General features: G+C 74.1%; 13 protein-coding genes. 6 read left to right on the top strand and 7 right to left on the bottom strand.

Going from position 1 to position 11,771, the window contains the following annotated elements; translation table 11 throughout:
* Position 1: 1 nt before the first annotated feature.
* Both O2W18_RS10060 and O2W18_RS10055 read right to left on the bottom strand, forming a co-directional pair.
* Entirely contained in the window at positions 2 to 871 is an 870-nt protein-coding gene (locus O2W18_RS10060; protein ID WP_269187394.1) for a branched-chain amino acid ABC transporter permease, read from the bottom strand.
* An 82-nt stretch (positions 872 to 953) separates the two neighbouring features.
* The gene (locus O2W18_RS10055) at positions 954 to 2,108 is read right to left on the bottom strand and encodes an ABC transporter substrate-binding protein (protein WP_269187393.1); all 1,155 of its coding nucleotides are present in this window, start codon (positions 2,106 to 2,108) and stop codon (positions 954 to 956) included.
* 289 nt (positions 2,109 to 2,397) lie between these two features.
* Here O2W18_RS10055 and O2W18_RS10050 point away from each other — a divergent pair, with 289 nt between their 5' ends.
* The gene (locus O2W18_RS10050) at positions 2,398 to 2,871 is read left to right on the top strand and encodes a pyridoxamine 5'-phosphate oxidase family protein (RefSeq protein WP_269187392.1); all 474 of its coding nucleotides are present in this window, start codon (positions 2,398 to 2,400) and stop codon (positions 2,869 to 2,871) included.
* 5 nt (positions 2,872 to 2,876) lie between these two features.
* Positions 2,877 to 4,610 carry a sensor histidine kinase gene (locus tag O2W18_RS10045; protein ID WP_269187391.1) on the top strand — a complete coding sequence of 578 codons (1,734 nt, stop codon included), beginning with the start codon at positions 2,877 to 2,879 and terminating at the stop codon, positions 4,608 to 4,610.
* A gap of 28 nt (positions 4,611 to 4,638) precedes the next feature.
* Here the strand turns inward: O2W18_RS10045 and O2W18_RS10040 are convergent, their stop codons facing one another.
* Positions 4,639 to 5,316 carry a response regulator gene (locus tag O2W18_RS10040; protein ID WP_269187390.1) on the bottom strand — a complete coding sequence of 226 codons (678 nt, stop codon included), beginning with the start codon at positions 5,314 to 5,316 and terminating at the stop codon, positions 4,639 to 4,641.
* Positions 5,317 to 5,556: 240 nt separating this feature from the next.
* Here O2W18_RS10040 and O2W18_RS10035 point away from each other — a divergent pair, with 240 nt between their 5' ends.
* Positions 5,557 to 5,964, top strand: coding sequence for a four-helix bundle copper-binding protein (locus O2W18_RS10035; protein ID WP_269187389.1), 408 nt, complete (start codon positions 5,557 to 5,559; stop codon positions 5,962 to 5,964).
* Positions 5,965 to 6,038: 74 nt separating this feature from the next.
* Here O2W18_RS10035 and O2W18_RS10030 read toward each other — a convergent pair whose 3' ends face one another.
* The 4 genes from O2W18_RS10030 to O2W18_RS10015 form a co-directional block, all read right to left on the bottom strand.
* On the bottom strand, positions 6,039 to 6,332 hold the full coding sequence (locus O2W18_RS10030; RefSeq protein WP_269173134.1) for a hypothetical protein: 294 nt from the start codon (positions 6,330 to 6,332) through the stop codon (positions 6,039 to 6,041).
* A 105-nt stretch (positions 6,333 to 6,437) separates the two neighbouring features.
* Positions 6,438 to 6,977 (bottom strand): DUF421 domain-containing protein, encoded by a 540-nt coding sequence (locus O2W18_RS10025; RefSeq protein ID WP_269187388.1) that lies wholly within the window; start codon positions 6,975 to 6,977, stop codon positions 6,438 to 6,440.
* Positions 6,978 to 7,123: 146 nt separating this feature from the next.
* Positions 7,124 to 8,482: a DUF2254 domain-containing protein gene (locus O2W18_RS10020; protein WP_269187387.1), complete on the bottom strand. Its 1,359-nt coding sequence runs from the start codon at positions 8,480 to 8,482 to the stop codon at positions 7,124 to 7,126.
* Positions 8,483 to 8,531: 49 nt separating this feature from the next.
* A complete protein-coding gene (locus tag O2W18_RS10015; protein ID WP_269187386.1) occupies positions 8,532 to 8,927 on the bottom strand; it encodes an STAS domain-containing protein in 396 nt (131 codons plus the stop codon).
* A 142-nt stretch (positions 8,928 to 9,069) separates the two neighbouring features.
* On the opposite strand from O2W18_RS10015, the gene O2W18_RS10010 reads away from it, so the two are divergent.
* Genes O2W18_RS10010 through O2W18_RS10000 form a run of 3 tightly spaced genes read left to right on the top strand, consistent with a single transcriptional unit; the run spans position 9,070 to position 11,770 of the window.
* Entirely contained in the window at positions 9,070 to 9,786 is a 717-nt protein-coding gene (locus O2W18_RS10010; RefSeq protein WP_269187385.1) for a response regulator transcription factor, read from the top strand.
* On the top strand, positions 9,783 to 11,156 hold the full coding sequence (locus tag O2W18_RS10005; RefSeq protein WP_269187384.1) for a sensor histidine kinase: 1,374 nt from the start codon (positions 9,783 to 9,785) through the stop codon (positions 11,154 to 11,156). Before O2W18_RS10010 ends, O2W18_RS10005 begins: the two co-directional genes overlap by 4 nt.
* Positions 11,153 to 11,770: a GerMN domain-containing protein gene (locus tag O2W18_RS10000; protein ID WP_269187383.1), complete on the top strand. Its 618-nt coding sequence runs from the start codon at positions 11,153 to 11,155 to the stop codon at positions 11,768 to 11,770. Before O2W18_RS10005 ends, O2W18_RS10000 begins: the two co-directional genes overlap by 4 nt.
* Position 11,771 lies beyond the last annotated feature (1 nt).

Genomic DNA, 11,771 nt, shown 5'->3' with positions numbered 1-11,771 from the left:
GTCAGACCCTCGCTTCCGCGGTACGCCCGAAGATCCCGGCGGGCCGGGCGACGAGCACGATGATGAGGAGCAGGAAGGCCACAGCGTCCCGCAGGCCGGTGCTGATGTAGCCGGCGGTGAGCGTCTCGAGCACGCCCAGCAGGAGCCCGCCGAGCACGGCGCCCCGCACCGAGATCAGCCCGCCCAGGGTGGCGGCGACGAAGCCCTTGAGCCCGATGGTGAGCCCGGACTCCCAGGACGTGAAGTAGATCGGGCTGGCCAGCACGCCGGCGATCGCGCCGACGGTCCCGGCGATCAGGAAGCTGAGCAGCGAGGCCTTGGTCAGCGAGATGCCGACGAGCCGGGCAGCCACCGGCTGCTCGGCGCAGGCGCGCAGCGACTTGCCGGCCACGGTCCGCTCGTAGAACCAGTAGACCGCCAGCGAGACCACCCCGGCGATCAGCAGGATCCACAGCTCCTGGTAGCGGATGCTCACCCCGCCGAGGGAGAACCCACCGGGGGTCAGCGGCGTCAGCCCCTCCGCGTTCGGGCCGTAGACCAGCAGCATCAGGGCCTTGAGCCCGGTCGAGACGCCCAGGGTGAGGATCAGCGACACCAGGGTCGTCATCCGCTTGACCGGGAAGATGACCAGCCGCTCCATGATCACGGCCACCAGGGCGACCGAGAGCACGGCGAGGACCACCGCGGCGAGCAGCGGGAGCCCGCTGCCCACCGCGGAGATGGCCACCAGCCCGGCCAGGGCGGCGAACTCGCCCTGGGCCAGGTTGATGACCCCGCTGACGGTGAAGATCGCCACGAAGCCGATGGCGACGAGTGCGTAGACCGCACCCTGGCTGAGCCCGGCGAACAGCAGCTGCAGCAGGTCGGTCACCGACCCACCTCGCATGCGTCCGCCGGCGGGACCGGGGGCAACAGCCCCCTGCAGTACCTGGCGACGACGTTCACGGCGGGCGTCAGTCGCCCTGGTCCGGGACCAGCTGCCACTGACCGTTCTCCACGGTGACCAGCGCGAGGGCCTCCTTCGACAGCCCCGCGTGGTCCTCCGGGGTCATCGTGAAGACCCCGCTGATGCCGGTGAAGTCGGTGATGCTCTCCAGGTGGTCGCGGATGGCCTGCGGGTCGGTGCCCTCCTCACGTAGGGCGTCGATGGCCAGCTGCCAGCCGTCGTAGGCGTGCCCGGAGAACGTGGAGGGCCCGGCCCCGTACTCGGCGGTGTAGTCCTCGATGAAGGAGGTGATGATCTCCTTCTGCGGGTCGTCCTCGGGCAGCTGCTCGGCGACGACGAGACGGCCCAGCGGTGCCACCATGCCCTCGGCAGCCTCCCCGGCGGTGTCCAGGAAGACCTGGTTGCCGATGCCGTGGCTCTGCATGACCGGGGTCTCGATGCCCAGCTGGTCGTAGGCCCGCTGCGCCAGACCGGCGGCCGGCGGGATCCCCCAGATCACGTTGACGTCGGCGCCGGCGTCGCGCAGGTTCACCATCTGCGCGGTGAAGTCGGTCGCGTCCGGGGCGAACTTCTCCGTCGCGACGACGGAGATGCCCTGCTCCGCCCCGATCTCGTCGAACATCTCCTGCACGCCCTCGCCGAAGCCGGAGGCGTCCCGGGCCAGGCCGATGGTGCTCCAGCCCTGCTCGGCCATGTAGTCGATCATGCGCTCGATGACGACCCGGTCGTTCTGGGCGGTCTTGAAGACCCACTCCGAGCCGTCGACGATCGCCTGGTTCGCGGCCAGCGAGATCATCGGCGTCTCGGTGGACTCCGCGATCGGCCGCATCGCCAGGCTGGGGCCGGTGCGGCTGGCGCCGAGGACGATGTCGACCTCGTCCTCGTTGACCAGCTTGTTCATCGCCTTGGCGGCGCCGTCCTCGGTGGACTGGTTGTCCTCGATGATCAGCTCGACCTCGCGGCCGTCGATGCCGCCCTCCTCCTCCAGCTGCCCGGCGAGCAGCTCGAGGGCCTGGCGCTCGGGCACCCCGAGGGACGCGCCGGCGCCGGTGATGTCGAGGACCGCACCGATCTTGATCGGGCCCGTCTCGTCGGCGCTGGCGCCGCCACCACCACCACCGCCCTCCTCGGACTCGGCGCAGGCCGCCAAGCCGAGGGTCATCGCCGCAAGCACTGCGGCGGCACGCGTCGTCGCGGTCCTTCGTCCCATGAGGTCTCCTTTGACCGCAGCTCGATGATCGAGCGCTCTGTTCGAAGTCCGCCACAGGCTAGCCACCTTGTGGTGCCGATCACAAGCATCGCCGTGCGGCGGGCCCGCCGGCGGCCGGCGGAGGGCCCGACGGCGGCCAGGAGAGGACCAAGGACACCGGCGGCGATCGGCTGGACGCCGGACGATGGGCGAGGACGGCAGGCCCGCAGACCGGCCTCAGCACGGACCCCGAGGAGGCCCGGTGGACACCCTGGACGACGACCGCGACGTGCAGGCCCTGGACGAGGCCGAGTGCCTGCGCCTGCTGGACACGGCGCCGATCGGCAGGATCGCCTTCACCGAGGGTGCGCTGCCCGCCGTCCAGCCGGTCACCTTCACCCGGGGCGACCGGGAGATCTACGTCCCCACCCACCAGGGCAGCGCCGTCGCCGCGGCGAGTCGGGGCGCCGTGGTGGCGTTCGAGGTCGACGAGGTCGACGTCGGCGCGCGCACCGGCTGGAACGTCACCGTGGTGGGCCCGTCCCGGCTGATCACGGACCCGGCCGAGGTCCGCCGCCTCGACGGGCTCGGGATCGGCCCGTGGGTCCCCTCGGGCGCGCACTGCTACGTCGGGGTCCAGGTCCGGCTGGTGCGCGGCCGGTGGATCGGGCGCCGCCCGGCGACGACGGCGGGCACGCCGGGCCTGTCCTCGGCCGGGGCGGGGCTGCCAAGCTGAGGAGGATGAGCGAGCACGGAACGACACCGCGGTCCCCCGGCGCACCGCGCGGCACCGACGCCACCTCCCCGCTGGCGGCGATGCGGCTCACCGAACTGCTCGAGGAGGTGCAGGACCGGCTGTCCACGGTGGCCCGCACCCAGGCTCGCGTGCAGGACCTCCTGGACGCCTTCCTCAGCGTCTCGGCCGGCCTGGACCTCGACACCACGCTCCGCCAGATCGTCGAGGCGGCCGCCCGGCTGGTCGACGCCGAGTACGGCGCCCTCGGCGTGCTGCGCCCGGAGGGCGGTCTGGGCCAGTTCATCACCGTCGGCATCGACGAGGAGACGCGCGCCCGGATGGGCCACCTGCCCGAGGGGAAGGGCGTGCTGGGCCAGCTGATCACCGACCCGCACGCACTGCGCATCGTCGACCTCGGCGACCACCCGTCCTCGGTCGGCTTCCCACCCGGGCACCCCCCGATGCGCACCTTCCTCGGCGTGCCCGTGCTGGTCCGCGGCACGGTGTTCGGCAACCTCTACATGACCGAGAAGCACGGCGGCGGCCACTTCACCCACGAGGACCAGGCGGTGCTGGTGGCCCTCGCCGGAGCCGCCGGCATCGCGATCGACAACGCCCGGCTCTACGCAGAGGGCGAGGTCCGCCGGCGCTGGCTCACCGCGGTCGCCGACATCCGCTCCACGCTGCTGAGTGGGCTGGCGCCGGAGCAGGCGCTGCAGCTGGTCGTCGACCGGGTCGCCGACCTGACCGCGGCCGACGGCGCCTGGCTGATGTCCGGCCCCGACCCGGTCGACGGCAGCTACGAGGTGCGGGCGCAGTCCGGCGGGGGGCTCACCGACGTCATCGGGCGCCGCGTGCACCTCGGGGAGGCGCCCACCCGGCAGCCGGCCGCCGGCCCGCGCACGCTCACCCCCGTCGACCTGGCCGGCGTCCCGCTCGACGGTCCCGACGCCGCCCCCTGGGGCCCCGTGATCGGTGTGCCGTTGCCGAGCACCGACGCCCAGGCCGCGGTGGTGATCGCCGCCCGCCGCGGCGGCCGCCCCGGCTTCGACCCCACCATCGGGCCGTTGATCGGCGAGTTCGCCGACCAGGTGGCGCTCGCCCTCGACATGGCGGCCCGTCAACAGGTCGCCCGGCGGCTGGACGTGTACGAGGACCGCGACCGGATCGCCCGCGACCTGCACGACCACGTCATCCAGCGGCTGTTCGCCGCCGGCCTCAGCCTGCAGGCCGCGGCCACCCGCGTGCAGGACGACGCGGTCGGGCAACGGCTGCGCCAGGTGGTCCACCAGCTCGACGAGACCGTCCGCGACATCCGCACCACGATCTTCGACCTGCACACCACCGACGGCGCCGACCACTCCGAGAGCCTGCGCCGGCAGGTGCTGGACATCGTCACCGAGACCGCCGGCGAGCACCTGGAGTCCACCGTGCGGATGTCCGGCGCGGTCGACAGCCTGGTGACCGTCGACCTGGCCGTCGACGTGGCCGCGGTCGTCCGCGAAGGGGTGAGCAACGCCGCCCGGCACGCCGGCGCCCGGCACGTCACGGTCACCCTGGACGTCGCCGACGCCGTCGTCGTCGAGATCCGGGACGACGGCCGCGGCATCGACCCGACCGTGGCCTGCAGCGGCCTGCGCAACCTGGCCGAACGGGCCCGGCGGCGGGGCGGGGAGTCGGTGGTCCAGCCGCTGCCCGAGGGCGGCACGCTCCTCCGCTGGCACGCCCCGCTGCCCTGACCGTCACGACACCGGGCGCACCCTCGGGTCAGCCGTGGGACGCCGCTCTGCCCGGGCGGCGGAGCTCGGTGGCCAGGATCGCGGCCTGGGTCCGCCGCTCCAGCCCCAGCTTGGCCAGCAGGTGGGACACGTAGTTCTTGATCGTCTTCTCGGCCAGGAACATCCGCTCGCCGATCTGCCGGTTGGTCAGCCCCTCCCCGATCAGCTCCAGCACCGTGCGCTCCTGGTCGCTCAGCTTGGCCAGCGGGCCGCTGGGCTCGGCGGCCCGGCGCATCCGCTGCATGACCGCGGCCGCCGCGGCAGGGTCGAGCAGCGACCCACCGCCGGCCACCGTGCGCACGGCGCTGACCAGGTCCTGACCCAGGATCTGCTTCAGCAGGTAGCCCGAGGCCCCGGCCATGATGGCCTCGAACAGCGCCTCGTCGTCGCTGTAGCTGGTCAGCATCACGGCCTTCAGGTCCGGCAGCCGGGACCGCAGTTCCCGGCAGACCGAGACACCGTCACCGTCGGGCAGCCGCACGTCCAGGACGGCGACGTCCGGTCGCAGCGCCGGCACCCGGGCCAGCGCCTCGGCGGCGTTCTTCGCCTCACCGACGACCGTGATGCCCGGGTCGGTCTCCAGCACGTCGGCGACACCGCGCCGGACGATCTCGTGGTCGTCGAGCAGGAACACCCGGATGGGGCCGGACGCAGCGTCCGTGGTCACGCATCACCTCGTGCTCTCCGCCGTTCTGGCGACGCGGCTGGGTCGTCGGTGCCGGCGCGCTCCGACGCACGCCACATGCAGCGAATCTAGGCGGCCGGTCCGGTGACCGGTGCAGGACCAAGGTCCCGCCCCGCACCGAGATGACGACTCCATGACGCGCGTGCCCCTGACGGCCGGACGGGTAGGACGTGGAGGACGAGGGGCGGCACCCGGCTGCCCCGACGACCGGCAGGAGTCCCGATGAGCAAGGCCGCCCAGATGCTGGAGACCCACCCGCAGGACCTCGGGGGCATCGACCGGGAGAAGCTGATCGCCTGCATCGAGGCGTGCCTGGAGTGCGCGCAGGCCTGCACCGCGTGCGCCGACGCCTGTCTGGCCGAGGAGATGGTGGCCGACCTGCGGGCCTGCATCCGGAAGAACCTGGACTGCGCCGACGTCTGCGAGACCACCGGGCGGGTCCTGTCGCGGCGCACCCAGCCCGACGCCGATGTGGTCCGGACCGTTCTCGAGGCCTGCGCGGCCGCCTGCAAGGCGTGCGGGGACGAGTGCAGCGGGCACGCCGAGATGCACGAGCACTGCCGGGTCTGCGCGGAGGCCTGCCGGCGGTGCGAGCAGGCCTGCCGCGAGCTGATCAGCTCCCTGAGCTGACCCGCCGCGAACCGCCGGGCGGGGTCTCCGTGGCGGTCCCGCCCGGCGGTGCGATCGAGAGGGTCATCCCCGGCTCACGCGTCGGCCAGCGGCGCACCGGCGGCCACCAGCTGGACGTCGGTGGACGTGGGGGGCGCGACCTCCCGGACGGCAGCCGTCCGGGCGTGGCCGCGCTGCTCGCGGTGTTCGTAGAGGTCCTGCCGGCTGGGCAGGGGGTGCCCGCCCCGACAGCAGAGCGTGCCGACCTCGCCGACGAGCACCGGGCGCGGGCGTCCGGGCACCTCGAACCGGCCGGCGCGCTCGATCAGCCGGGTGTCGCACTCGGGGCAGTGGAGGTTGTGCAAGGACTGGATCCAGACGGAGACCATGCGCACACCCTGTGTGACCAGGCCGGCAGGCGATAGAGCCCCGCCTGCGTGTTCGCGAAGCGTCACAGGATCGCAAAGACGGCGGCGCCCAGCCGGCCGCGGCGGTCAGGTCGCCCAGTCGCCAGCGGTCCCGTGCTCCGCCCCGGCCACGCCCTCGAACGCTGACCAGTTCCCGACCTTGCTGCGCGGGATGACGCTGAGCGTGCCGTCGCTCTCCAGCACCACGGCGGCGATGTCGGCCAGGTCACCGGAGCCGGTGGCGCGCACGGCCTGCCGGATCTCGCCGAGGGTCATCCGCTGCTCTCTCAGGGCCTGCGGCAGCGGCTGTCCCTCCCGGAACAGCAGCGTCGGCCGCGACGTCACGACGTTGCGCGCCCCGGACCGGTGCGCCGACACCCAGGCGACCAGCGCCTGGAGCCCGGCCAGCAGGACCAGTGCCACCGCCCCCTCGGCCCAGGAGACGTCCGAGCTCATCAGGATCGTGGCCAGAGTCGAGCCGAGCGCCACCGTGACGACCAGGTCGTAGGCGTTCAGCTTGGCGAGCGTCCGCTTCCCGGAGAACCGGAGCACGACGACGACGGTGACGTAGGCCGCCGCCCCCACCGCCAGGATCCGGCCCAGGTCCGCCCACGAGTCAAACCACATCGACGCGCTCTCCTCTGTTCCGCTCGCCCGCTCGCCCGCTCCCCTCCTGGCACCGGGTCAGCAGGAACGCACCAGCTGCGTCCGGTTGATCCCGCTCCCGGTAGCCAACGCGCTCCGGCGGGAAACGCACCGGCGTCGGCGGGCGATCAGCCGACCTCGGCCGGCCAGCTCCCGGCCAGCGCCTGGCGGACCTTCTGCCGCCAGGCCCGGGTCTCGGACTCGGTGATCCCGGTGGAGGCCAGCGCCTGATCGGCGACCGCGTCGACGTAGCGGCACACCAGGTCGTCGACGGAGCGGCCCTGGGCGCGCCAGGCGAACTCCCGCAGCAACCCCGCCAGCCGGCGGAGCACGGTGGGCTGCCCCTCGGCGAACTGCAGGGGCTCCTCGATCGTCAGCTGCAGGAGTTCCGGCAGCTCCCACGGCGGCACGACCAGCCGGACCCGCTGCTCCTCGTCCTGGCAGGTGCGGGGTTCCACGGGGCGCTCGGCGAACCGCCCGAGCATCGCGGAGGCGTGCGAGAGGGCGTGCACCGCCGTCGTCGGGTCGTTGGTGCCCGGGGACAGCGCGCGGACGCAGATGTCCACGACCTTGCGCAGCCCGTAGGCGAGGTCCCGGTCGGGCGTCCGCTCGTAGTGCAGCTGGAAGCTCGAGTCCAGCGCCTCCTCCAGCGTCTCGGTGTCCGGGCTGCCGCCGGGCGCGAGCGACCGGGCGTGCGCCACCGGCGTCCCCTCGACGACGGAGTCACCGATCCGCACGGCCAGGGTGACGATCACGCCGGCCTCGCGCGCGGCGGCGACGGCCGCCCGTTCGTCCACCCCGACGAGGAAGCCGCTGGACCGGGCCACCAGCGGCACCGGCGGCCCGGCGGCGTGGTGCCCCACCGTGTCGCGGGCCTCACCGTCCGGCTCGTCGAGCTCCCGCGCGACCGTCTGGGTGGCCTCGTCGTGCACGTCGCGCAACATCGTCTCCACCCGCAGCAGCCGGGAGAGGTGGCCCAGGAAGAGGACGAGCGCCAGCACGCTGCCCAGCGCCAGCAGGTAGGCCACCGTGATGGACAGCCGCGGCACGAAGGCGCTCTCGTCCTCGGTGGCGCTCTCGGTGCGCACCGTCCGCAGCACGGTGAGCGCGTAGACGAAGGTGAGCACGAGCTGGGCCAGGGTCAGCTGCACCGTGCGGTCGGTGGAGAAGGTCTGGAGCAGCCGGGGCGTGAACTGGCTGCTGCTCAGCTGCAGCGCGACGACGGTGAGCGAGAAGGTCACGCCCGTGACGGAGATCAGCGAGCCGGCGATCGCGGCCAGCAGGTCGCGCGCCGCGGACGCCCCGCCGCCGAAGGCGAAGGTCAGCGGGTGCTCGCGGGTGGCCCAGTCCTGGTCCAGCTCCGGCAGCAGGACGCCGAGGGCGACGGCCAGCACCACGCCCAGCGCCGGGATGGGCCACAGGGAGCCCCGGACCATGCCGACCAGCCGGCTCAGCAGCCCTCCGCGGTGGGAGTCGGGATTCGACATGCCGGGAGTGTCGCCCACCGGCCGGTGTCGCGGCGCTGCGGCGGGCCGGTCAGCCCTCCGTCGGGTGAGCCGGGTCCTCCAGCTGCATGACCCGCCACAGACCGGTGCGGTGCAAGAGGTCCTCGGTGCGCCGGTTCACCCCGCGCAGGACGACGGCGCCGCCGCGGGCCCGGCAGGTGCGGTGTGCCCACAGGAAGCTGGCCACCGCGGTGCTGGAGAGCTGCCGGACGTCGCTGAGGTCCACCACCAGCCGGCGCGCGCCGGACAGCAGGGCGTCGTGCAGCAGCCAGCGCAGGTCCGCCAGCCCGTCCGCGAGCAGCTCGTCGGACAGGTGCACGACCACCTGCCCGTCCCGGCCGGGCCGGGCCGGGACCGCCGATGTCACGGGGGCGGCCCGGGCGGCCTCCGTGCCCGTCGGTGGACGGTGGACGGCGGTGACGGTCATCGGCAGTGCTCCCCGCGGCTCTGCGTGGTCGGGTGGACCCCTCCGAGGATGGGTGCCGCACCTTGCGATACCTCGCTGGTTGGTTTGCGATCCTGTGACGGCTGGACGACCGGCGCGGAGGGCGCAGCGGGGCGATGGCAGCATGGGTCGCGTGTCGCCGCGTCTGCTGCTGGTCGAGGACGACGACCACATCCGCATGCCCCTGCGCTGGGCCCTCGAGGACGAGGGCTACGAGGTCGCCGAGGCCGCAAGCGGTGAGGACGCCTGCCGGCAGGTGGCGATCGCCGCGCCCGACCTGATGATCGTCGACCTGATGCTGGGTGCCATGGACGGCTACGCCGTCATCCGGGAGGTCCGCCGCGCCAACGACCTGCCGATCGTCGTGGTCAGCGCCCGGGCCGACACCCACGACATCGTCGCCGCGCTCGAGGCCGGCGCCGACGACTACGTCACCAAGCCGTTCCAGGTCAAGGAGATCACCGCCCGGCTGCGCGCCCTGCGTCGCCGGATCGGCGCGAGCTCCGGCGCCGACGAGCGACCGCAGGAACTCGTCCTCGACGGCGACCCGGCGGCGCCGCTGGTGCTCCGACCCGACCGGGGCACCGTGCACCGCGGCACCGACCAGCTGCACCTGACCCTCACGGAGTTCCGGTTGCTGTGCGAGCTCGCCGCCTCCCCCGGTCGCGTGCTCAGCCGGCAGGCGCTGCTGGAGCGCGTCTGGGAGCACGGCTTCTTCGGCGACGAGCGGCTCGTGGACGTGCACGTGCGCCGGCTGCGCACCAAGGTCGAGCGGGACCCGGGCGCCCCGACGCTGGTGGTGACCGTGCGGGGCCTGGGTTACCGGCTGGACCCGCAGTGAGGCTGGCGCTCGCGCCGAGACGGCTGCGGGCGCGCATCGTGCTCGCCTTCGCCGTCGGCGCGCTGCTCGTCTCCGCCGTCCTGGTGACCACCACCTTCGGGCTTGCCCGGAGCTACCTGCTGGACCAGCGGGAGAGCGCCGCCACCCGGCAGGCGTTCACCGACGCGAACGTCCTGGCCAGCCGGCTCTCCACGGCGGGCAGCGAGGTCGGCGACGAACTCGACGACCTGGTGCCCTCCGGTGGCGCGGACGTCGTGGTGCGCAGTGACGGCGCCTGGTACTCCTCCCGGTTGGACGTCGGCGCCCGCGACGTCCCGGGCGCGCTGCAGGAGCTGGTGGCCTCCGGCCAGGCCGGCACCGCCCGGGTCAGCAGCCCGACCGGCCCGCACCTGGTGATCGGCATCCCGGTCGCCGCGGCGGGCGTCGAGTTCTACGAGGTCGCCCCGCTGGTCGAGCTGCAGACGGCGCTGCGCACGCTGGCCGCGGTGCTCGGCGCCGGTGCGCTGACCGCCACCCTCGCCGGCGCGCTGTTCGGGGCCTGGGCGAGCCGGCGCGTCGTCCAGCCGCTGGAGCAGGTGGCCGGGGCCGCGACCCGGATCGCCGGCGGCGAGCTGGACATCCGGCTGCCGCCCACCGAGGACCCCGACCTGCTGGCGATCGTCGCGAGCTTCAACAGCATGGTCGACGCGCTCGCCTCCCGGATCGAGCGGGACACCCGGTTCGTCGGCGACGTCAGCCACGAGCTGCGCAGCCCGCTGACCAGCCTGGTCACCAGTGTCGAGGTGCTGGGCGCCCGCCGTGAGGAGCTCTCGCCCCGCGGCCAGCAGGCGCTGGCGCTCATCCAGGGGGAGCTCGGCCGGTTCCGCCGGATGCTCGACGACCTGCTGGAGCTGGCCCGGGTGGACGGCGATCCCGTGACGGCGGTGGGCGAGCCCGTCTCGCTGGCCGCGCTGGTCCGCGAGGTCCTGGCGCACCGGAGCGGCCCGGAGGTGCTGCTCTCCGCCGATCCCGACGAGGAGACGGTCGTGCAGGGCGACAAGAACCGGCTGGAGCGGGCGGTGACCAACCTGCTCGACAACGCCGACCGGCACGCGACCGGGGCCGCGGCGGTCCGGGTGGAGCGCCGGGACGGCTCGGTGGTCGTGATGGTCGACGACGCCGGTCCCGGCGTCCCCCTCGTCGAGCGGGAGCGGGTCTTCGAGCGGTTCGCCCGGGGCCCGCGGGCCGCCCGCGGGTCGCTGCCCGGTGCCGGCCTGGGGCTGGCGATCGTGGAGGAGACCGCGACCGGGCACGGCGGCGGCGCCTGGTGCTCCGAGAGCCCGTTCGGCGGGGCGCGCTTCACCCTCTCCCTCCCCGGCGCACCGCGGTGAGCGCGCTGCGCGCGAGGCGCTGGACCGGGGGGCTGGTGCTGTCCGCTGCGCTCGCCGGCTGCGGCGTCCCGACCGGCGGGGCACCCGAGCCGATCCCCACCTCCCAGGTGCCCTACGACCTCGGGTCCCCCAGCCCGACCGCCACCGGGGCCCCCTCCGCCGCCGCACGCCTGGACGAGCCGCGCGTCTACCTGGTGGCCGAGGACGGCGCCCTCGTCCCCCGCGGCCGCTCGCTGCGCTCCGATGCGCTGATCGACCAGCTCGACCAGCTGCTCGACGACCTGGCGACCGGCCCGACGGCCGGCGAGCTGACCGACCGGCTGTCCACCGCGCTGCGGCCGGAGACGTCACTGGCGGTGGACGAGCTGTCCGACGGGACGGTGACCATCGACCTGGGCGGGGCCGCCGAGGCACCGGCGGGTCAGGAGAGCCGCCGCGCGGTCGCCCAGATCGTGCTGACCGCCACCAGCCTCCCGGAGGTCGAGGCGGTGCTGCTCACCCGGGCCGGGCAGCCGGTGGAGGCACCACTGCCCTCGGGCGAGCTGACGTCGCAGCCCCTCTCGGCCGCCGACTACGAGCAGCTGCTGACCGCCTCCGCCTCGCCGACGTCCTGAC

It is taken from the genome of Modestobacter sp. VKM Ac-2983 (assembly GCF_026967885.1).
GTDB lineage: Bacteria > Actinomycetota > Actinomycetes > Mycobacteriales > Geodermatophilaceae > Modestobacter.
This window is presented reverse-complemented; position numbering and strand designations above follow the sequence as displayed.